Origin of the sequence: Paucibacter sp. Y2R2-4 (assembly GCF_025717535.1) — a bacterium.
In the GTDB taxonomy this organism is placed as follows: domain Bacteria; phylum Pseudomonadota; class Gammaproteobacteria; order Burkholderiales; family Burkholderiaceae_C; genus Paucibacter_A.
In genome coordinates this window covers 750,067-769,274 of sequence record NZ_JAJIRO010000002.1, presented here as the reverse complement: position 1 = coordinate 769,274, position 19,208 = coordinate 750,067, and the positions used below count along the sequence as shown (strand labels likewise).

Here is a 19,208-nt window from a genome sequence, read left to right as displayed (position 1 = left end):
AGTGTTCGGGCGCTTTGACTCGGACTTCAGTCTTGAGTCAGGCGGCCAGTTCGGGCACGAAGGTGTCCATGCCTGCAGAGATCAGCTCAGGCGAAATATTCATGGCCCAGGCGGTCGCCACGGCCGCCAGCACAATGCCGGCGTCCACTTCGGCGCCGACCGCGGTCTGCGTGGCGGTGAAGCGCTTGAGCAAGGCGTCGACATTGGCGCCCACAGTTTCTGAAGCACCATCGGCCAACACCGCAGCGCCGCCTTGCAAGAAGACAGCGCGGCCGCCCTTGGCGCGGTGTTCCACCAGGGCCGGCAGGCTGCCGTCCAGCGCGTAGAGCAGCACATCACCATCGCTCAGCTCGGCCATCTCCAGCAACTCGGGCTCAGCAGCGTTCAGCACCGCCATGCCTTCGGACAGCACCACGTCGATCTGGGTGCGCAGCACCTTGTACAGCTGCGCCTCGGTTTGCACATCGAACTCGCTCAAGCTGTCCATGCCGCCCATATCGGTGACCACGCCGACTTGGCAGCGGTCATAGGCCAGACCATCGCGCAAGATGGAGGCGGCGCTGTTTTCGATGACCACCGCGTCCACGGTGCGGTTCATCAGCAGGCGGTGCGAAGCGTCCCAGTTGTTGGAGGCGCGGCGTTCGACCCGGCGGCTGCCCAGGAACAGGCCGTCGCGGCAGGCCAGGCCGACATGGCGGCCATTCAGATGCAAGAGCCAGGCGACCAGGCGGCTGATGGTGTGGGTGCCCCGCGAGCCGGCCACGCCCACCACCGGGATGCGGCCCGATTCGTCTTCAGCAAACAAATGGTCGATGATGGCTTTGCCCACGGGCTGCGGGCTGCCGCCGGCGGGCTTCAAGTGCATCAAGAGGCCGGGGCCAGCATTGACTTCCACAATCGCGGCGCCGGTTTCGCTCATCGGCTTGCCAATGTCTTCGCTGACCAGGTCGACGCCGGCGATGTCCAGGCCCACCACACGGGCCGCCAGCGAGACCGCATGGGCCACGTCCGGGTGCACCTCTGACGTGCAATCGATGGAGACATTGCCATTGCGCTGGATCAGCACTTGGCGGCCGGCCTCCGGCACTGCCTCGGGCGTCAGGCCCTGGCGCTGCAGGTCCAGAATCACCACCGGGTCGTCGCCCAGGGTGATGCGGTTGAGCGGGAATTCTTCGGTCAGACCCCGGCGCGGGTCGGTGTTGATCTGGTGGTCCACCAGTTCGCGCACCGTTTGACGGCCATCGCCAACCACCCAAGCGGCCTCGCCGCGCGCGGCGGCCACCACCCGGCCACCCACCACCAGCAGGCGGTGCTCGTTGCCGCGGATATAGCGCTCCACCAGCACTTCTGAGCCTTCTTCATCGGCCACTTTGAAGGCGGCTTCGATATCGGCTTGGTTTTGCAGATCCAGGGTCACGCCTCGGCCATGATTGCCATCGCTGGGCTTGACCACTACCGGCAGGCCCAGGTCCTGCGCCACTTCCCAGGCCTCGGCCGGGGTCTTGACGGCCTGGCCATCTGGCACCGGCACGCCCACGGACTTGAGCAGAGTCTTGGTCAGGTCTTTGTCGCCCGCAATGCCTTCGGCAATTGCGCTGGTCATGTCGGTCTCGGCCGTCCAGATGCGGCGTTGGCGGGCACCATGACCCAGTTGCACCAGATTGCCGTCGTTCAGGCGGATGTGCGGAATGCGGCGGTCGGTGGCGGCGGCCACGATGGCGGCCGTCGAAGGGCCGAGGTAGCAGTCGTCCAGCTTGTCACGGATGCGAGCCACGGCGGCATTGACGTCAAAAGGCTCGCTATTGATGGTGGCCATCAAGAGCGCATGGCCTTCGGCCAAGGCGCTGCGGGCGACCTGCTCGTCGCGAGCCCGGAAGACCATGCGGTAGACGCCGTGCTGGCTGGTCGAGCGAGTCTGGCCAAAGCCGGTGGGCATGCCCGAGAGGTTGAGTAGCTCGATGACGATGTGCTCCAACACATGGCCGCACCAAGTGCCTTCTTCCAGGCGCTGCAAGAAGCCGCCGCGCTCGCCAACGCCGCAGTGGTGCTCGATCAAGGCCGGCAGGGCGGTGGTCAGGCGGGGGGTGAAGCCGTCCAGCTTGTTGGTCGGGAAGTCTTCCAACTCGCCCAGATCCAGCCAGACCTCCAGCACGGGACGGTAAGTCCACATATTGGGGCCGCGCAAATAGTTGATGCGCAACAGCTTGATGTCTTCTTTCTTGCTCATGGATGAGGGGGCCGGTTCAGGGCCGCATGCTTTGGCGTGAATTGGGGCCAGGCTTGCCAACAGGTGAAGTTCACCGGGCGTCGTTAAGCATGGCAGGGCGCAATTGTGCGCTCAGTTGGGCCATCGTTTCAGCGAGCTTTGTAGGCTTTGTGTGACTCGGGGCGTGGCGCTAGTTTTGTGAAGAAGGACTCAATTTAGACGCCGGCTTCTGCATCTGGGTGAAAATCCGGGGGTCAAACCTTGCCTGGCGTCTCTTTGGGGCGGCGGGCTTATCACGAGAGTGCACCCTCACATGTCAGTTGAAGTGTCCTTGCAGCACCCGAAATGGGCGGAGTGTCAATCGCGGCTGCTTGCCCAGGAGAACGTCCTGGCCCCGCTGGAGGTTGACCTGGACTCGCAGCTGCGCTTCGCCAGCGGCTTGCTGGTGTTGACGAACCGGCGCTTGCTGGCCTGGGACCCGGCAACGGGGAACTGGACGGATTGGGACTTGCAGGCCGAGATGAGCATGCAAATCTCCGACCAAGCTGGCGTTGGCGCCTTGGAGTTGCTCAACGCCCAAGGCCGTTTGGCCATTTGGCGCTTCACCTTGCAGATCAATTTGCAGGCGCAGCGCTGGCAAGAAGCCTTTCAGCGCCGCATCGAGCAGGGCGACGCGCCGCCGCGCGAGACGGCCGAAGACCTGGAGTACTGCCCCAGCTGCAAGGCGCCGCTGCCGCCCGAGAGCGAGGAGTGCCCGACTTGCGACCGCGAGCTGCACACGCCGCCCTCCACCTGGGTCTTGCTGCGTCTGAGCCGCTTTGCCAAGCCTTATCAAGGTCAGTTGCTGGGCGGATTTGCCCTGATGCTGGGCTCGACGGCGGCCACGCTGGTGGCGCCTTACTTGAGCATTCCGCTGATGGACCGGGTTTTGATTCCCTTCCAGAACGGTCAAAAGATCGACCCCTGGCTGGTGGCGCTGATTCTGAGCGGCTTGTTTGGTGCAGCCCTGGTGTCCTGGTTGCTGGGCTGGGCCAAGACTTATTTGCTCTCGCTGGCTTCCGAGCGCATCGCGGCTGACTTGCGCACGGCCACTTTTGACCATTTGCTGAGCCTATCGCTGGAGTATTTCGGCAACAAGCGCACCGGCGACCTGATGAGTCGCATCGGCTCGGAAACCGACCGCATCAGCGTGTTTCTCTCTTTGCATGCGCTGGACTTCATCACCGACGTCTTGATGCTGCTGATGACAGCCACCATCCTGTTCTCAATCAACCCCTGGCTGGCGCTGGTGACTTTGCTGCCGCTGCCTTTCATCGCCTGGATGATTCACCGCGTGCGTGATCGTCTGCGCACCGGCTTTGAGAAGATCGACCGGGTTTGGGGCGAGGTGACTTCGGTGCTGGCCGACACCATTCCGGGCATCCGAGTGGTGAAGGCCTTTGCGCAAGAGAAGCGCGAGGCGCAGCGCTTCCGCGACGCCAATGCCAACAACCTCAAGGTCAATGACAAGCTGAACCGAACCTGGAGTTTGTTCACGCCCACCGTGTCGTTGCTGACCGAGTTCGGCTTGCTGGTGGTCTGGGCCTTTGGTATTTACTTGGTGTCCAAGCAGGAAATCACGGTCGGTGTCTTGACCGCCTTCATTGCCTACATCGGCCGCTTCTACGGCCGCATGGACTCGATGAGCCGCATCGTCTCGGTGACGCAAAAAGCGGCCGCAGGCGCCAAGCGCATCTTCGATATCTTGGACCACCAGTCGAATGTGCCGGAGCCGACGAATCCGGTGCCCAGCCCCAAGATTAGCGGCGGCTTGCAGATCCATGACATCGGCTTCCGCTACGGCAATCGGGCGGTGATTCGCGGCCTGAGCCTGGACATCAAGCCCGGTGAAATGATTGGTTTGGTCGGCCACTCCGGTTCCGGCAAGAGCACGCTGGTGAACCTGATCTGCCGCTTCTATGACGTGACCGAAGGCAGCATTCGCGTGGACGGCGTCGACCTGCGCCGCATTGCGGTGGCCGACTTCCGCCGCCATATCGGCCTGGTGCTGCAAGAGCCCTTCCTCTTCTTCGGCACCATTGCCGAGAACATCGCTTACGGCAAGCCCGATGCAACCCGCGAAGAAATCGTCGCCGCAGCTCGCGCCGCCCATGCGCATGAGTTCATCTTGCGTCTGCCTCAGGGCTACGACTCGCTGGTGGGTGAGCGCGGCCAAGGTCTGAGCGGCGGCGAGCGTCAGCGCATCTCGATTGCGCGCGCCTTGCTGATCGACCCGCGCATCCTGATCTTGGACGAAGCCACTTCTTCGGTGGACACCGAAACCGAGAAAGAAATCCAAAAGGCGCTCGACAACCTGGTCAAGGGCCGCACCACGATTGCGATTGCTCACCGCCTGTCGACGCTGCGCAAGGCCGACCGCCTGGTGGTGATGGATCGCGGCCAAGTGGTCGAAGAAGGCCCGCACGACGAGCTGATGGCCAAGCAGGGCGCCTACTGGCGCTTGTATGAGGCGCAGGCACGTCGCGTGGATGCCGATGGCGATGAGGTGCCGCCGATGTTGCCCAATCTGAACGCCCATACGGCTCAAGCATGAGTGAGAACAAGACCATGGCGATTTTTCAGAAACTCTCGCGCAATGCCTTTGGCCGCTTGGTGCTGACCGATCTGCAGGGCCAGGAACACCGCGACATCAATGTGGTGCGCGCGCACCCGATCTCGGCGCCGGATGAAGGTATTTCGCTGCTGGGCAGCGATGGCCATGAGCTGGCCTGGATTGACCGGCTCAGCGATTTGCCGGCGACTGATCGCGAGCTGCTGACGGCTGAGCTGGCCAGCCGCGAGTTCGTGCCCATGATTCAGCGCATCAAAGAGGTTTCGACCTTCTCTACCCCCAGCCAATGGACGGTGGAGACCGACCGGGGCGAGACCCGCTTCATTCTGAAGACCGAAGAAGACATTCGCCGCCTGGGCGAGGGCCGGCTGCTGATCTCCAGCAGCCACGGCCTGCAATTGATGGTGCAAGACCGCTTTGCCCTGGATCGCCCGTCGAAGAAGATTCTCGAGCGATTCCTTTAACTGCCGGCGGGCGCTGGCTCAGCCGGGGATCACCCGCTGAGCCACGCTCACATACAGCGGAATACCCAGCAAGATATTAAAGGGGAAGGTCAGCCCCAGCGACATGCCGAAGTAAAGGCTGGGATTGGCCTCCGGGATGGCGTGGCGCACCACCGCCGGGACGGCGATGTAGGAGGCGCTGGCTGCCAAGACCATCAACAAGGCGGCATTGCCGGCGGACAGTCCGCACAGCACGCTCAGGCTCAGCGCTAGGCCCGCGTGCACCAAGGGCGCGCCCAAGGCGTAGGCGATCAGCAGTGGTGGCTGGCTGCGCAGCTTGCCCATATTGCGAGCGGCCAGTAGGCCCATGTCCAACAAGAAGAAGGACAGCATGCCCTTGAACAAGTCGCCGGCAAAAGGTTGCATGGCCGATTTGCCCGCCTCGCCGCTGAGAATGCCGACCAGCATGGCGCCGATCAAGAGCAGTTGCGCGCCATCGGTCAGCGCTTCATGCATCACCTTGGACAAGGGGCCAGGCGCGCTGGCTGCAGTGGCACCCGCTGTGGCGCCTGTTTTAGCGGCCTCCTTGCGGCGCACCAGATTGGCCAGCAGCACCGCCATGATGATGGCGGGTGACTCCATCAGCGCCATCGCCGCTGCCATATGGCCGCCGTAGGCAATGCCATGGGTGTCGAGGAACTGCACCGCGGTGATGAAGGTCACCGCACTGACCGAGCCATAAGTGGCCGCAATCGCCGCAGCGTCAAAGCCCGAGAGCCAGCGACGCAGAATCAGATAGCCGAGGGCAGGTACCAAAACGGCCAGCAGCAAGGCCAGGCCCAGGCTGATGCTGACTTCGGGGGTGAGGCCTGATTTGGCGAGCGCGAAGCCGCCTTTCAGACCCAGGGCCATCAAGAGATAGAGGGATAAAAATCTCGAGATCTGCGGCGGGATTTCGAGGTTGGACTTGAGCGCGCCGGCGAGGATGCCGAACACGAAAAAGAGGATGGCGGGATCGAGGAAGCTCTGCATCGTGCTTGTTCTTTCATTTGGTTTTTACGTGCAGAACGCAATTGTCCAGGGATGGGAGTCAACCCATGATTTGTGTGGGTAAGTTGGCGATCAAGTCCCAGAGTTCCAGCCCCCAGATCCAACCGGCCGCCAACACCGCCACGCTGAACAGCACCGAGACCGCTGCCATCGCGCTGCCGGCCAAGATGGCCAAGCCATCGCGCGCCACCAAACCCATGCCCACCAACATCAGGCTGATCGCCGGGAAGAGATTGCCCAGAGGAATGGGCAGTACGATCAGGACGGCCATCAGGCCCACTTTGGCGGCCAGCCAGCGTTGCGCGCCGCCTTCGGTCAGATGAGTCAGGCGGGTACGTGCCATGCGGCCCGCCGCGGCATAAAAGCGCGCCAGCAGTTTCAAGACCCGCTCGGCCCAGAGTCTGGGCAGTTGAATGTCCGCCACCTGGGTCGGCAATTGGGCGTGCGATTGAAGCTGCAAGGGGTCTTGCCTCCATAGCGCAATCGCAATCGCCAACAAGCCCCAACCCAGCACGCTACCGACGCCGGGCACCGGCAGCACGCAGGGCGCCGAGAGCAGGATCAAGAGCGTGCCTTGAGCAGCCGGCCCATGGGCGGCAGCCAGGGTTTGCAGTGTGACGCTGTCGGGCGGCAGATCGGCAGCGGCGCGACTCAGTCGCTCGGACAGGGCTTGGGTCATGGTGGGGCGATGTCTCTATTGGGTTTCTGTGGCTTAGTGGCTTAGTGGCGTATTGCGCTGGAGTCGCTGGAGTCACTAGATTCGCTGAAAGGGCGATCGGCCGCGTCGCTCAGGGCCCAGTGCAGATTCCATTGCTCCAGCGCCGCCAAGAGCACCAGGGATTCGCCGGCCTCGATGCAGGCATCGGCTTCAATCACGGCCACACAGAGCTGCAGCAGGGTCAGTCGAAGTTGAACGTCATCGATTTCTGCCAGCACCTCATTCAAAGTGCCTGGATCGATGGCGCAAACGCTGGATTGCATCAGACGCGCTTGGCTGAGCAGGTCTGCGCACAAGCCGCGCATCACCTCTTGCATTTGCAACGGATGCAGGCCGAGCTGGCCGTAGGCATCGATCTGCTCCAAGGTCGCGAGTTCGATCGGTGAGAGGCTGCCGTCGGCCAGGGCGGCCAAAGACAGGATGCGGGCGGCCGCTTGCGGGCTGTTGCGAGGGTAGGGGCGCATGAGGGCGGTGCTTGCTTCTTGCAAATGTTCAGATCAGCTCAGATCAGGAAGGCGGCGAGGCTGCCGGCTAGGCCGGCGCTGCCGACGCCGGCCAACAAGCCGGCGTCACGCTGGTTCTTCGCGGCGTATTCGAAATAGGCGCCATACAAGATGGCGGCGGCCAGCAAGGCCAGGCCGAGAGCGAGTTGATTCATCGACAGGCTTCTTTCAATCAAAGAAATCGTTCAGCCACGACTTCTTGCGGCGCTGTACCGGGCCGCCGTGGACCTCATGGCCACGATGGCCTTGATTGCCGTGGCGAACTGGGGCTGGGCCGTAGTCGGAGTCTTCAAAGTCGGCATGACCGGAGGCGCGGCGTGGCGCTGGGTTGGCGTTGCTGGCGGCGAACTCGAGCAGCTTGTCGAGTTCGCCGCGGTCCAGCCAGATGCCGCGGCAGTCGGGGCAGTAGTCAATTTCCACGCCTTGGCGCTCGCTGAGCAGCAAGGTGGTCGCGGGGCATCGTGGGCATTTCATAGAGGTCTCGCTTTCTGAATAAATTGAGCTTGGGCTGAGGCCTGTGGGTTTAGTCCTCAGAGCTGCCAAAGCCGAACAAGGCCATCAAGCTGCTGAACAGATTGAAGATCGACAGGTACAAGCCCACCGTGGCCATGACGTAATTGGTCTCGCCACCGTTCACGATGCGGCTGGTGTCAAACAAGATCAGGCCGGCCGACAGCAGCGCGACCATGGCCGAAACCGCCAGGCCCAGCGCCGGGATCTGCAGGAATACAGCGCCCAGGCCGGCCAGCAGCGCGATCACCATGCCGGCGAACAAGAAGCCGCCCATGAAGCTGAAGTCGCGCTTGGTGGCCAATACATAGGAGGAAAGCGCCAGGAAGGTGGCGCCGGTGGCGGCCAAGGCCAGCATTACTGTTTGCGCGCCGCCGGGCAGTGCCAGTGACTTGGCCAAGACCGGGCCAAGGCTGTAGCCCATGAAACCGGTAAAGGCGAAGACGGCGGGAATCGCCCAGCCGCTGTTTTGCAGCTTGTGGATACCAAACAGCAGGCCGAAGCTGGTAATCAAGGTCAGGATCAGGCCGGGAGCCGGCAGCTTGAAGGCCACACCGGCCGCGGCCACGGCCGCGCTGAACAGCAGCGTCATCGACAGCAGGGCGTAGGTGTTGCGCAGCACGCGCGCCACGGCGGGGCTGTGGCGTTCGCTCAGGTGGGAGGCCATCTCCTGGTTGGCGGTGATGGCATAGCTTTTGTTCGAGGTGTCCATGATGGGTGTCTTCCTTGTGTTCAATGGTTTGTGGATGTTTTGACCAGGCTTTGTCAGCGCGCTTCTAGCGGCAAGCGCTTGTCATTGCGCGGATGGCTGCGGGCGCGCTGCCAGGCTTTCACCAGGGCGTGGGCTGCTCGGGCCAGCGCGGCCTCGAAGGCGGCGCGCCACGCTCGGGCGGTGGCCACGATCACCAGCGTGCCGGCTCCATGGGTGCGCAACTCCAGCGTGCAGCGCTTGTCGATGCCGCCGCGCGGCCCGTTCACATCGCTCATCTGCACCCGAGCCAGTGGCACGTTCAAGGCCACGCGACGCATGGCAAAGCGCAGTCGCTCGGCGGCGACGTCGCGAAGAGCCAGCGCCGAAGCGTCTTTGGATTCGAAATGGACTTGCATATCAAAACTCCTGGCGGGTTGAGGGTGGCTGAAGCATAGGCAGAGCACTTCAATTGAAAAAGCAGATAATCATTGAAAAATACTTCTGAAAAACCGTAGTCAACCAAGGGCGCAGCATGAGCAGCAACTACAGCTACCGGCATCTGTACTACTTCTGGGTGGTGGCCAAGGAGGGCGGGCTGACGCGTGGCGCTGAGCGCTTAGGCATGGCGGTGCAAACCGTCAGCACCCAGGTGCGCGAGTTGGAGCGTGCGCTGGGTTTTGCCCTGCTCAAGCCGGCCGGGCGCGGCGTGGTCTTGACCGAGGCCGGGCAGGCGGCGCTGCGGCAGGCCGATCAGATTTTTCAGCTGGGCGAGCAGCTGCCGGCCTTGGTGCGCGACGCCGCCAGCACGCCCTCGGTGCGGCTGGCGGTGGGTATCTCCAACGGCCTGCCCAAGTTGGCGGTGCGGCGCTTGTTGCTGCCGGTGATGGACGACCCCGGCCTGCGCCTGCTCTGCCATGAAGACCAGTTCGAAGGCCTCTTGAGCGACTTGGCCTTGCACCGCCTCGACGTGGTGCTGGCCGACCGTGCGGCGCCGGCCAACCCCAATCTCAAGGTCTACAGCCATTCGCTGGGCGCTTCGGCCATGGCCTGGTATGCGCCGCCAGATTTGGTGGAGGCGGCACGGGCCAACTTTCCGCATTCCTTGGCCGAGGTGCCTGTTCTGCTGCCCACCACCCATGCGGCGGTGCGTGCCGGCATCGACCAATGGTTCGAGCGCGTCGGCGTCAAGCCGCGCATCGTCGGTGAGTTTGAAGACAGCGCCTTGCTGGCCACCTTTGGCGGCGGCGGCATGGGCGTATTCCCGGCGACCGAGTTGGTGGAAGACAAGCTGCTGTCGCGCTACGACCTGATCCGCATCGGCGACTGCGAGGGCGTGCAAGAGAACTTCTTCGCCATTGGCGCCGACAAAAAAGTGGCGCATCCGCTGATCCGCCGCTTGCTGTTGGCTTGGCATTGAAGCGTTCTCTCAGCTTTCAATGACCCCTGGCTTGCGATTAGAATTTGCCGATCAATTGACGTTTACGTAAACGTCAATTGGCACGAAAGCCGACCCGGCGATACGATGACTCGGTGCAGCGCGAGAGCCTGCGCCGAGCGCATCGCGCGGGCTCGTTTCGCCTCAATATCGCCTCAATAAATGACTCTGACCCCAATTTAGAGATCTTGGAGACACCCATGAATTTGCCCGGCCTGAATTTCCAACTTGGTGAAGACATCGACGCGCTGCGCGATGCGGTGCGCGACTTTGCGCAGGCCGAGATTGCGCCGCGTGCGGCCGAGATCGACCATTCCGACCAGTTCCCCATGGACCTGTGGCGCAAGATGGGTGATCTGGGCGTGCTGGGCATCACCGTCGGTGAGGAGTACGGCGGCGCGAATATGGGCTATCTGGCCCACATGATCGCCATGGAAGAAATCAGCCGCGCCAGCGCCTCGGTGGGCCTGAGCTACGGCGCGCACAGCAACCTCTGCGTGAACCAGATCAAGCGCAACGGCAACGCCGCGCAAAAAGCCAAGTACCTGCCCAAGCTGATCTCGGGCGAACACGTTGGCGCCTTGGCCATGAGCGAGCCCGGTGCAGGCTCTGACGTGCTGAGCATGAAGTTGAAAGCCGAAGACAAGGGTGGCTACTACCTGCTCAACGGCAACAAAATGTGGATCACCAATGGCCCCGACGCCGACACCCTGGTGGTCTACGCCAAGAGCGAGCCCGAGCTGGGCGCGCGCGGCGTCACCGCCTTCCTGATTGAGAAGGGCATGCCGGGCTTCAGCATCGCTCAAAAGCTCGACAAGCTGGGCATGCGCGGCAGCCACACCGGCGAGCTGGTGTTCCAAAACGTGGAAGTGCCGGCCGAGAACGTGCTGGGTGCCGTCAACGGTGGCGCCAAGGTGCTGATGTCGGGCCTGGACTACGAGCGCGCCGTGCTGACCGGCGGCCCGCTGGGCATCATGCAAAGCGTGATGGACAACGTGATCCCCTACATCCACGACCGCAAGCAGTTCGGCCAAAGCATCGGCGAATTCCAGCTGATCCAGGGCAAGGTCGCGGACATGTACACCGTGCTGCAAGCCGGCCGCTCCTTCGCCTACACCGTGGCCAAGAACCTCGACCTGCTGGGCGCCGAACATGTGCGCCAGGTCCGCAAGGACTGCGCCTCGGTGATTCTGTGGACCGCCGAGAAAGCCACCTGGATGGCCGGCGAAGGCGTGCAGATCTTCGGCGGCAACGGCTACATCAACGAGTACCCGCTGGGCCGCCTCTGGCGCGATGCCAAGCTGTACGAGATCGGCGCCGGCACTTCGGAAATTCGCCGCATGCTGATCGGCCGCGAACTGTTTGCCGAAACGATGTAATGAGCGAAGCCCAGGTTCAGATCCCGACGCTGCAAGGTCAACGCTGCTTGCTGCGTGAGCTTCGCTTGGGCGATGCGCCCTCCTTGGCTGCTCACGCTGACGATGTGGATGTCTGGCGCAATCTATTCGACGGCTTTCCGCACCCCTATACCTTGGCGGACGCTGAGGCCTGGTGTGGCGGCGGGTGGCGCGAGGGTGGGCATGTCTGGGGCATTGAGGTCGAGGGCCAAATCATCGGTTGCGTCGGCTTTGAGGCGCAGGCGGGTTGGCTGCGTTGCAATGCCGAGATTGGCTATTGGATTGGCCAAGCCTTCTGGCGACGTGGCATCTGCAGTGAGGCGCTGCGTCTTGTGACCGCCTGGGCCTGGGCCAATCAGCCCGATCTGAACCGGCTCTGTGCCGGCATCTTTGCCTGGAACCAAGGCTCACAAGCGGTGGCGCGCAGCGCGGGCTACACGCTGGAGGCGCATTGGCCGCAAAGCGCCTTCAAGGCTGGGCACTTGATTGACCGTGTGGTGTGGGCGGCTTATCGACACCAAGTTTCGCCTGCAAGCTCGCTGTCATTCGATCCCCTGACAATCACGCCATGAGCACCGAACTTCAAGAGCTGCTGGACAGCAACAAGCAATGGGCTGCGGACACGGAAGCGCGTGAGCCCGGTTTCTTCTCTCGACTGCTGAAGCAGCAAACCCCGCAATACCTGTGGATTGGCTGCGCCGACAGCCGCGTGCCCGCCAATGAGCTGGTCAATCTGCTGCCTGGCGAGCTGTTCGTGCACCGCAATGTGGCCAATGTGGTGGTGCACTCCGACTTGAACTGCCTCTCGGTGATGCAGTTCGCCGTCGATGCGCTCAAGGTCAAGCACGTCATCGTGGTGGGTCACTCCAATTGCGGGGGCGTCAAGGCGGCCCTGCATGACGCCCGCACCGGCTTGGTCGACAACTGGCTGCGTCATGTGCAAGACGTGCGCAACCATCACCAAGAGTGGCTGGATCAGCTGGACATCGAGCAGCGCGTCAACGCCTTGTGCGAGCTGAATGTCTTGGAACAAGCACGCAACGCCTGCCAGACCACCATCGTGCAAGACGCCTGGGCGCGCGGCCAAGAGATCGTCGTGCACGGTTGGGTTTACGGCCTGCACAACGGTTTGCTGGAAGATTTGCGCATCACCGCGGCAGCGGCTGAGCAAGTGGCACCCGCGTTTCAAAAAGCGCTGCGTGCCGTCAAGCAGCGCTACGAAGGCCAGCGGCAGAAGTCGCCGGACGACCTTCAGGTCTGAGGCTGGCCTCGGCCGCCCAGCACACGCCATGTTCCCGCAGAAGCTGACCGACTCCCGCGCTTTCGAGATCGCTCAGGCAATGTTGGGCGGCTTCAACCGGCATTACCGCTTGTTTCGCGCCACCAGCGCCGAAGCCAAGCGGCGTTTCGAGCAAGGCGACTGGCACGGCCAGCAACGCGCGCAAGCCCTGCGCATCGAGTTCTATGACCTGCGGGTTGATGAAGCGGTGCAACTGCTTGAAGAGCGCTTCCAAGCCAGCAGCTTGCCGATGGAAGTCTGGCAGCAGGTCAAGCTGCACTACATCGGCCTGCTGACCAACCATCATCAGCCCGAGCTGGCCGAGACCTTTTTCAACTCGGTCTGCACCCGCATCCTGCACCACAGCTACTTTCACAACTCATTCCTCTTTGTGCGGCCGGCAGTCTCCACCGAGTACATCGAGAACGACGAGCCCGCAGCCAAGCCCACCTACCGGGCCTACTACCCCACGCGCGACAAGCTGCGCGAGACCCTGCGCCGGGTCGTCACTAACTTCCAGTTAGAGCGGGACTTTGAAGACCTGGACCGCGATGTCGACCGGGTGCTGAGCGCGGTGGCCCAGCAACTGGGCGACTTCCGCTGGCGCACCAATTTTCAGATCCAGGTCTTGTCCAGCCTGTTCTATCGCAACAAGGGCGCCTATCTGGTCGGCAAGATCATCAACGGCTTCACCGAGACGCCGTTTGCGCTGCCCATCTTGCACAACGAGCAGGGCCTGCTGTGCATCGACGCCGCCCTGTTTGGTGAAGACGATCTCTTGATGCTGTTCAGCTTCGCGCGGGCTTACTTCATGGTCGATATGGAAGTGCCCAGCGCCTTTGTGGCCTTCCTGCGCTCGATGATGCCGCGCAAGCCGCGCGCCGAGCTCTACAGCGCCATCGGCCTGCAAAAGCACGGCAAGAACCTGTTTTACCGCGACCTGCTCGCCCATCTGCGCCATTCCAGCGACAAGTTCCGCATCGCCCCCGGCATCAAAGGCATGGTCATGCTGGTCTTCGACCTGCCCAGCTACCCCTTTGTGTTCAAGCTGATCAAGGACTTCTTCCCGGCGCAAAAAGAGAACGCCACGCGCGAGCTGATCCAGAGTAAATACCTGCTGGTCAAACAGCATGACCGGGTGGGGCGCATGGCCGACACGCTGGAATTCTCTAACGTTGCACTTCCTCGTCATCGTTTTGATGAAGAACTGCTCGCCGAGCTCCAACACTATTGCCCCAGCTTGATGGAAACCAAGGGCGATGACCTGGTGCTCAAGCATGTCTATATCGAGCGCCGCATGGTGCCTTTGAACATCTATCTGCAAGAAGCCACGCCGCAGCAGATGGAGCATGCCGTCATCGAATACGGCAACGCCATCAAAGACCTGCTGGCCGCCAATATCTTCCCCGGCGACATGCTGTGGAAGAACTTTGGCGTCACTCGCCATGGCAAGGTGGTGTTCTACGACTACGACGAAATCGAGTATCTGAGCGATTGCAACTTCCGCCATGTGCCCGCGCCGCGCAATGAGGAAGAAGAAATGTCCGGCGAGGTTTGGTACCGGGTGGGGCCACGCGATGTCTTCCCCGAAACCTTTGGCCCCTTCTTGCTCGGCCACCCCGGCGTGCGCGAACTCTTCATGCGTCACCATGCCGATTTGCTCGATGCCGACTACTGGCAGCAGCACAAGCTGCGCATCCAGGCCGGCCATGTGCACGATGTTTTTCCCTATGAACCGCACAAACGCTTTGCCAACGCGCAAACTCGCTTGATGCCGGCATCACCTCCCGCCGTCGATGGCGCTGCCTTGATGGCGGCCAGCCACCACGATCTTTCCGTTCAATAAACACCCGCAACCAGGAGCACACACCATGTCCACTGATTCCATCGTTATTGTTTCAGCCGCCCGTACCCCCATCGGCGGCCTGCTCGGTGACTTCGCCGGCCTGCAAGCTTGGGAACTGGCTGCCGTGGCCATCAAGGCCGCCGTCGAGCGCGCTGGCGTGCCGGGCGACGCCATCCAAGAAGCCTTCATCGGCAACTGCTTGATGGCCGGCCAGGGCCAGGCGCCCGCTCGCCAGGCGGTGCTGAAGGCCGGTCTGCCCCAATCGGTGGGCGCCGTGACCCTGTCCAAGATGTGCGGCGCTGGCATGCGCGCCACTATGTTTGCCCACGACACGCTGAAGGCCGAAAGCGCCGACATCCTGATCGCCGGCGGCATGGAATCCATGACCAACGCCCCGCACCTGATGTTCGCTCGCAAGGGCGTGAAGTACGGCGCCGCCCAGATGTACGACCACATGGCCCTGGACGGCCTGGAAGACGCTTACCAGCGCGGCAAGGCCATGGGCGTGTTTGCCGAAACCTGCGTCAGCAAATACGGCTTCACCCGCGAAGCGCAAGACGCCTTCGCTGTGGCCTCCACCGAGCGCGCCAAGCGCGCCAATGAAGACGGCAGCTTCGCCTGGGAAATGGCGCCCGTCACCGTCAGCAACCGTGGCGTGGACACCGTCTTCAGCCGCGACGAGCAGCCCTTCAAGGCCAAGTTGGACAAGATCGCCGGTCTCAAGCCTGCCTTTGTGAAGGACGGCACCATCACCGCCGCCACTTCCAGCTCCATCTCCGACGGCGCCGCTGCCCTGGTGCTGATGCGTGAAAGCACCGCCGCCAAGCTGGGCCTGGCCCCCATCGCCCGCATCGTCGGCACTGCTGTGCACGCCAACGCCCCCGAGTGGTTCACCACCGCCCCGGTCGGCGCTATTGAAAAGCTGCTGAAGAAAAACGGCTGGGATGCCAAGAGCGTCGACCTCTGGGAAGTCAACGAAGCCTTCGCCGCCGTGACTATGGCGGCCATGGCCGAGTTCAAGCTGCCGCACGAGATCGTCAACGTCAACGGCGGCGCCGTCGCCCTGGGTCACCCGATTGGCGCTTCCGGTGCCCGCATCTTGGTCACCCTGATCGGCGCACTGAAGCACCGCGGCCTGAAGCGTGGCGTGGCCGCGCTGTGCATCGGCGGTGGTGAGGCCACCGCCATGGGTGTGGAACTGATCTAAGTTCCAGACACTGCGTCACTAGCCAAGCAAGCCAGCGGTCCTCAGGGCCGCTGGCTTTTTTTATTCATGGAACTCAGACTGAGCGCGGCGCTGGCCGGGTCGGTGAGTGCATCAGGCGCCACTGCGGCTTGCCCACCAAATCGGCCAGGTTCACCGCATCGAGTTCGGCGAAGAAGGCCTGCAGAGCGCTCTTCAGCGCGCCTTTCAAGCGGCAGTTGCTGCTGAGCACGCACTGGCTTTCCGCGCCAAAGCACTCCACCAACACCGGTTCGCCTTCCATCTGGCGCACCACATCGCCCACGCCGATCTCGGCGGACGGGCGGGCTAGGCGCAGGCCGCCGCCTTTGCCGCGCAGGCCTTCCACAAAGCCGCTGTGGATCAAGCCGTTCACCACTTTGGTCAGGTGGCTGCGAGAGATGTCGAATCGCTCGGCGATTTCCTGCACGGTGGCCAATCGTTCCTCGTTGCTGGCGAGGTAGATCAGCACCCGCAGGGCGTAGTCGGTGTGCTGGGTGATTTGCATGCGCCCATGGTATTCGAGGGCAGTGCTGCCCGTTTTCATGCACTAGGCAATAACCCTAGTTTTCTATGGTCTTAAAGATGCATGCAAAATGAATCTTATAAATTGACGACCTCGCAAAGGAGCCCACCATGTCATCGCTTGCACTCTCACTCGCCCACAGCCCCGCTCAAACCTTGGCGACCTCGTCTCGCCGCGAGGCACCCGCCACCGCTGCACCCGCCTGGAATGCCCGCAGTGTGTTCGCCTGGTCGCGCAAGGCCATGGGCTACTCCGCAGTGGTGGCCGTGGCGGCGACGGCGCTGGCCTATCCCTTGGCCCCTGCGCTGTCGTTGCCGGCGCAAGTCGTTGCCCATCTGGCCATTCCGGTGGCGGCTGGCGTGTTCAAGCTCGGCTATGTCGCCCGCCTTGCGGCGCAAGAGGCCATGGCCCGTTCGGTCTAAGGCTCCAGCTTTCGCTCAACTCCGACACTCTGAAGAAAGCCCCAACATGTTGTCCACCACCGCACGCCCCTGGATCGAAGCCACTCTGCCCGTTGTTCTGGAGCATGGCGAAGCCATCACCCGGCACTTTTATCAACGCATGTTGGGCGAGCACCCCGACTTGAAGAACCTCTTCAATGCGAGCAACCAAGCCCAGGGCGAGCAAGCGCAGGCTTTGGCGCGGGCCGTCTACGCCTTCGCCCACCACATGGACAAGCCGCAGCAGATCGGCCCCGTGCTGGACCGCATCGCTCACAAGCACGTCAGCCTGGGCATCACGCCGGCGCAGTACACCATCGTGGGGCGCCATCTCTTGGCCTCCATCGGCGAGGTGTTGGGCGCAGCCATCACGGCTGAGATTGCCAGTGCTTGGGACGAGGTCTACTGGCTGATGGCCTCCGAGTTGATCGCTCGTGAAGCGCGGCTCTACCAAGAGCGCTATTGGACCGTGGGCGGCGCCTGGCCGGAGTTGGAGGTGAGCGCTCTTGAAGCCAGCAGCTCAGACAGCCTAACGCTGACCCTGCGCGCGCAAGACGGCAGCCCTTTGAGCGACTTCATCCCCGGCCAGTACCTCAGCGTCGCGCTGCCGCTGCCTGAACTCGGCCTCACCCAGATCCGCCAGTACAGCCTCTCCAACCGGCCCGGCGAAGGTGTCTGGCGTATCACCGTCAAACGCGTGCGGTGTGAAGCAGCCAAGGAAGGAGAGGGCGGTCCAAGCCCTGCGGGTCTGGTTTCCACGCGCCTGCACGAGCACCTCCGCGTGGGTGACACGCTGCGCGTCGGCCCCACTGCGGGTGACTTCCAGCTCAAACCCGGCGCGCAGCCGGTGGTGATGATCAGCGCGGGCGTGGGCATCACGCCCATGGTGTCCATGCTGCAGCACATTGCCCATAGCCAGCCTGATCGCCCGCTGGTGTTCGCCTATGCCGCCACGTCCGAGCAGCACTACCCGCTGCGCGAAGAAGTCGAGGCCACGCTGGCACGCTTGCCGCAGGCGCGCTATCAGCTTTGGCTGGAAAGCGACAGCCACAGCTGCCCCAAGGCTTTGCCCGGCCGCATGGCGCTCGACACGCAAGGCCTGGCCTCCTGGCCTGACGATGCTGACTTCTACCTCTGCGGCCCGCTGCCCTTTATGCAAGCGCAGCGCCGCAGCTTGCTGGCTCAAGGCATTGATCGCAGCCGCATTCACTACGAGGTGTTTGGGCCGGACCTGTTGGGTGACTTGCAATAATCAGTGTCCCCCCACTGCGTGCCTTCCCTTGAGCCTCAGGGTCAGGTCTTGCGCGACCACGCCCAGCAGGCGTGTTGAGGCGTGCTGAGGCGTGTTGAGGCGAGCGAGGGGAACTCCGAATGGGGTCGCCTCAGCCGGGCAAGCACAATCGTTGCCGCAGGCAAAGCCCTCCGCTTGGACCTTCTGTCCCAAGAATTGCGCTTTTCCCAACCCTCAGGCCCCGGCCTTGCAAAGCACCTCCAACCGTGAAGGCCACTCGATGAGAACTCTGAAGCGCGCACTGTGCAGCCTGCTAGCGCTGCCACTGATCATGGCCTCGGGCCCAAGCTCGGCCGGTATCATGGCCGCTGCGTCGATGAGCAATATTCAGTTCGAGTTGTTGAACCTCGACACGGGCGCTCGGCAATTTGTCGAGCTGATCGAATTGGGCGGGGTGGCCCAAGGGGGTGAAGGCTGGGGCGTCTACAACTGGGGTTCTGGGTTGACGATGAACTTCCCCGACTCGGTGGCGGAACACTGGGCGTCCGACCCGTTCGAGGCCTCGGCCAGCATCAGCAACGGCGCCTCGGGCTTGGCATTCGCGGCGAGCTTGAAGGACACCGGCTTGCCGCCGGATTCAAACAGCGCCAATCGGAGCTGGCAAATCTGCGCCAGCTTGACCAGCGCCTGCAGCAGCCCGGTTCACTTCGTGCTGGACCCCCATATGGCGCTGATTGTCAGCGCAGAGGCTAGCATTCAGGCGCAAGTGACCGAGCCCTGGGAATCCGTGGAGGTCGTTTCCTTCATGGGCTTCTGGGGAGAGCAGGGCGCTTGGCTGGACAACGACACCTTGGCGAGCCAGTCGGGCAATGGCAGTGCCACGCGCCGCCTGCAGATCCGCCTGGACAACCTCGCCGATGAGGCTCAAGTGTCCCAGCTCTCTTTGTTCACCATGACGCAAAGCCTATCGCTGCCGTACGCGGTCCCAGAGCCGCACAGCGCTGCCCTGGTCTTGCTGGGCTTGATTGGCCTGCGGGCGACGCGGCGGCGGGCAGTTTGAAGTCAGGTCCAAGCTGGACGGGCAAGACCTGACCCCAAAG

Annotated in this window: 20 protein-coding genes; 11 read left to right on the top strand and 9 right to left on the bottom strand. The window is 62.9% G+C overall.

What is annotated here, in order from left to right; translation table 11 throughout:
- Nucleotides 1–37: 37 nt before the first annotated feature.
- Entirely contained in the window at nt 38–2,227 is a 2,190-nt protein-coding gene (locus tag LNV06_RS10335; RefSeq protein ID WP_263538163.1) for a cyanophycin synthetase, read from the bottom strand.
- Nucleotides 2,228–2,519: 292 nt separating this feature from the next.
- On the opposite strand from LNV06_RS10335, the gene LNV06_RS10330 reads away from it, so the two are divergent.
- Nucleotides 2,520–4,799 (top strand): cyanophycin metabolism-associated ABC transporter, encoded by a 2,280-nt coding sequence (locus LNV06_RS10330; RefSeq protein WP_263538162.1) that lies wholly within the window; start codon nt 2,520–2,522, stop codon nt 4,797–4,799.
- Nucleotides 4,796–5,281, top strand: a complete 486-nt coding sequence (locus LNV06_RS10325) for a cyanophycin metabolism-associated DUF1854 family protein (protein WP_263538161.1) — start codon at nt 4,796–4,798, stop codon at nt 5,279–5,281. The genes LNV06_RS10330 and LNV06_RS10325 overlap by 4 nt, the downstream gene beginning before the upstream one ends.
- 18 nt (nt 5,282–5,299) lie before the next feature.
- On the opposite strand, the gene LNV06_RS10320 is transcribed toward LNV06_RS10325, so the two are convergent.
- Genes LNV06_RS10320 through LNV06_RS10290 form a run of 7 tightly spaced genes read right to left on the bottom strand, consistent with a single transcriptional unit; the run spans nt 5,300 to nt 9,148 of the window.
- Nucleotides 5,300–6,292, bottom strand: coding sequence for a sodium-dependent bicarbonate transport family permease (locus tag LNV06_RS10320; protein WP_263538160.1), 993 nt, complete (start codon nt 6,290–6,292; stop codon nt 5,300–5,302).
- 58 nt (nt 6,293–6,350) lie between these two features.
- A complete protein-coding gene (locus LNV06_RS10315; RefSeq protein WP_263538159.1) occupies nt 6,351–6,989 on the bottom strand; it encodes an exopolysaccharide biosynthesis protein in 639 nt (212 codons plus the stop codon).
- Nucleotides 6,990–7,030: 41 nt separating this feature from the next.
- Nucleotides 7,031–7,492, bottom strand: coding sequence for a TerB family tellurite resistance protein (locus tag LNV06_RS10310; RefSeq protein ID WP_263538158.1), 462 nt, complete (start codon nt 7,490–7,492; stop codon nt 7,031–7,033).
- A 38-nt stretch (nt 7,493–7,530) separates the two neighbouring features.
- Nucleotides 7,531–7,686 (bottom strand): hypothetical protein, encoded by a 156-nt coding sequence (locus tag LNV06_RS10305; RefSeq protein WP_263538157.1) that lies wholly within the window; start codon nt 7,684–7,686, stop codon nt 7,531–7,533.
- A 13-nt stretch (nt 7,687–7,699) separates the two neighbouring features.
- Complete coding sequence (locus LNV06_RS10300; protein WP_263538156.1) at nt 7,700–8,005, bottom strand: TFIIB-type zinc ribbon-containing protein; 306 nt, start codon at nt 8,003–8,005, stop codon at nt 7,700–7,702.
- 49 nt (nt 8,006–8,054) lie between these two features.
- The gene (locus tag LNV06_RS10295) at nt 8,055–8,753 is read right to left on the bottom strand and encodes a Bax inhibitor-1/YccA family protein (protein ID WP_263538155.1); all 699 of its coding nucleotides are present in this window, start codon (nt 8,751–8,753) and stop codon (nt 8,055–8,057) included.
- 53 nt (nt 8,754–8,806) lie between these two features.
- Nucleotides 8,807–9,148, bottom strand: coding sequence for an HPF/RaiA family ribosome-associated protein (locus LNV06_RS10290; RefSeq protein ID WP_263538154.1), 342 nt, complete (start codon nt 9,146–9,148; stop codon nt 8,807–8,809).
- 116 nt (nt 9,149–9,264) lie between these two features.
- Between LNV06_RS10290 and LNV06_RS10285 the strand changes: the two genes are divergently transcribed.
- The 6 genes from LNV06_RS10285 (at nt 9,265) to LNV06_RS10260 (ending at nt 15,896) form a co-directional block, all read left to right on the top strand.
- Nucleotides 9,265–10,149 (top strand): LysR family transcriptional regulator, encoded by an 885-nt coding sequence (locus LNV06_RS10285; protein WP_263538153.1) that lies wholly within the window; start codon nt 9,265–9,267, stop codon nt 10,147–10,149.
- 218 nt (nt 10,150–10,367) lie between these two features.
- Nucleotides 10,368–11,546, top strand: coding sequence for an isovaleryl-CoA dehydrogenase (locus LNV06_RS10280; RefSeq protein WP_263516732.1), 1,179 nt, complete (start codon nt 10,368–10,370; stop codon nt 11,544–11,546).
- Complete coding sequence (locus LNV06_RS10275) at nt 11,546–12,136, top strand: GNAT family N-acetyltransferase (protein WP_263538152.1); 591 nt, start codon at nt 11,546–11,548, stop codon at nt 12,134–12,136. Before LNV06_RS10280 ends, LNV06_RS10275 begins: the two co-directional genes overlap by 1 nt.
- Nucleotides 12,133–12,825, top strand: coding sequence for a carbonate dehydratase (gene can / locus LNV06_RS10270; protein WP_263538151.1), 693 nt, complete (start codon nt 12,133–12,135; stop codon nt 12,823–12,825). The genes LNV06_RS10275 and can overlap by 4 nt, the downstream gene beginning before the upstream one ends.
- 28 nt (nt 12,826–12,853) lie before the next feature.
- On the top strand, nt 12,854–14,689 hold the full coding sequence (aceK, locus tag LNV06_RS10265) for a bifunctional isocitrate dehydrogenase kinase/phosphatase (protein ID WP_263538150.1): 1,836 nt from the start codon (nt 12,854–12,856) through the stop codon (nt 14,687–14,689).
- A gap of 25 nt (nt 14,690–14,714) precedes the next feature.
- On the top strand, nt 14,715–15,896 hold the full coding sequence (locus LNV06_RS10260) for an acetyl-CoA C-acyltransferase (RefSeq protein WP_263538149.1): 1,182 nt from the start codon (nt 14,715–14,717) through the stop codon (nt 15,894–15,896).
- A 73-nt stretch (nt 15,897–15,969) separates the two neighbouring features.
- On the opposite strand, the gene LNV06_RS10255 is transcribed toward LNV06_RS10260, so the two are convergent.
- Entirely contained in the window at nt 15,970–16,419 is a 450-nt protein-coding gene (locus tag LNV06_RS10255; protein WP_263538148.1) for an RrF2 family transcriptional regulator, read from the bottom strand.
- Between the two features lie 128 nt (nt 16,420–16,547).
- On the opposite strand from LNV06_RS10255, the gene LNV06_RS10250 reads away from it, so the two are divergent.
- The 3 genes from LNV06_RS10250 to LNV06_RS10240 all read left to right on the top strand — a co-directional run bounded on the left by LNV06_RS10250 (nt 16,548) and on the right by LNV06_RS10240 (nt 19,168).
- Nucleotides 16,548–16,859 carry a hypothetical protein gene (locus tag LNV06_RS10250; RefSeq protein ID WP_263538147.1) on the top strand — a complete coding sequence of 104 codons (312 nt, stop codon included), beginning with the start codon at nt 16,548–16,550 and terminating at the stop codon, nt 16,857–16,859.
- A gap of 46 nt (nt 16,860–16,905) precedes the next feature.
- Entirely contained in the window at nt 16,906–18,129 is a 1,224-nt protein-coding gene (locus tag LNV06_RS10245; RefSeq protein ID WP_263538146.1) for a globin domain-containing protein, read from the top strand.
- 259 nt (nt 18,130–18,388) lie between these two features.
- The gene (locus LNV06_RS10240) at nt 18,389–19,168 is read left to right on the top strand and encodes a hypothetical protein (RefSeq protein WP_263538145.1); all 780 of its coding nucleotides are present in this window, start codon (nt 18,389–18,391) and stop codon (nt 19,166–19,168) included.
- Nucleotides 19,169–19,208: the final 40 nt, after the last annotated feature.

Bases quoted from the DNA above. Each gene is read 5' to 3' on its own strand.
- LNV06_RS10335 (WP_263538163.1), bottom strand. From the start codon at position 2,227: ATGAGCAAGAAAGAAGACATCAAGCTGTTGCGCATCAACTATTTGCGC.
- LNV06_RS10330 (WP_263538162.1), top strand. From the start codon at position 2,520: ATGTCAGTTGAAGTGTCCTTGCAGCACCCGAAATGGGCGGAGTGTCAA.
- LNV06_RS10325 (WP_263538161.1), top strand. From the start codon at position 4,796: ATGAGTGAGAACAAGACCATGGCGATTTTTCAGAAACTCTCGCGCAAT.
- LNV06_RS10320 (WP_263538160.1), bottom strand. From the start codon at position 6,292: ATGCAGAGCTTCCTCGATCCCGCCATCCTCTTTTTCGTGTTCGGCATC.
- LNV06_RS10315 (WP_263538159.1), bottom strand. From the start codon at position 6,989: ATGACCCAAGCCCTGTCCGAGCGACTGAGTCGCGCCGCTGCCGATCTG.
- LNV06_RS10310 (WP_263538158.1), bottom strand. From the start codon at position 7,492: ATGCGCCCCTACCCTCGCAACAGCCCGCAAGCGGCCGCCCGCATCCTG.
- LNV06_RS10305 (WP_263538157.1), bottom strand. From the start codon at position 7,686: ATGAATCAACTCGCTCTCGGCCTGGCCTTGCTGGCCGCCGCCATCTTG.
- LNV06_RS10300 (WP_263538156.1), bottom strand. From the start codon at position 8,005: ATGAAATGCCCACGATGCCCCGCGACCACCTTGCTGCTCAGCGAGCGC.
- LNV06_RS10295 (WP_263538155.1), bottom strand. From the start codon at position 8,753: ATGGACACCTCGAACAAAAGCTATGCCATCACCGCCAACCAGGAGATG.
- LNV06_RS10290 (WP_263538154.1), bottom strand. From the start codon at position 9,148: ATGCAAGTCCATTTCGAATCCAAAGACGCTTCGGCGCTGGCTCTTCGC.
- LNV06_RS10285 (WP_263538153.1), top strand. From the start codon at position 9,265: ATGAGCAGCAACTACAGCTACCGGCATCTGTACTACTTCTGGGTGGTG.
- LNV06_RS10280 (WP_263516732.1), top strand. From the start codon at position 10,368: ATGAATTTGCCCGGCCTGAATTTCCAACTTGGTGAAGACATCGACGCG.
- LNV06_RS10275 (WP_263538152.1), top strand. From the start codon at position 11,546: ATGAGCGAAGCCCAGGTTCAGATCCCGACGCTGCAAGGTCAACGCTGC.
- can (WP_263538151.1), top strand. From the start codon at position 12,133: ATGAGCACCGAACTTCAAGAGCTGCTGGACAGCAACAAGCAATGGGCT.
- aceK (WP_263538150.1), top strand. From the start codon at position 12,854: ATGTTCCCGCAGAAGCTGACCGACTCCCGCGCTTTCGAGATCGCTCAG.
- LNV06_RS10260 (WP_263538149.1), top strand. From the start codon at position 14,715: ATGTCCACTGATTCCATCGTTATTGTTTCAGCCGCCCGTACCCCCATC.
- LNV06_RS10255 (WP_263538148.1), bottom strand. From the start codon at position 16,419: ATGCAAATCACCCAGCACACCGACTACGCCCTGCGGGTGCTGATCTAC.
- LNV06_RS10250 (WP_263538147.1), top strand. From the start codon at position 16,548: ATGTCATCGCTTGCACTCTCACTCGCCCACAGCCCCGCTCAAACCTTG.
- LNV06_RS10245 (WP_263538146.1), top strand. From the start codon at position 16,906: ATGTTGTCCACCACCGCACGCCCCTGGATCGAAGCCACTCTGCCCGTT.
- LNV06_RS10240 (WP_263538145.1), top strand. From the start codon at position 18,389: ATGAGAACTCTGAAGCGCGCACTGTGCAGCCTGCTAGCGCTGCCACTG.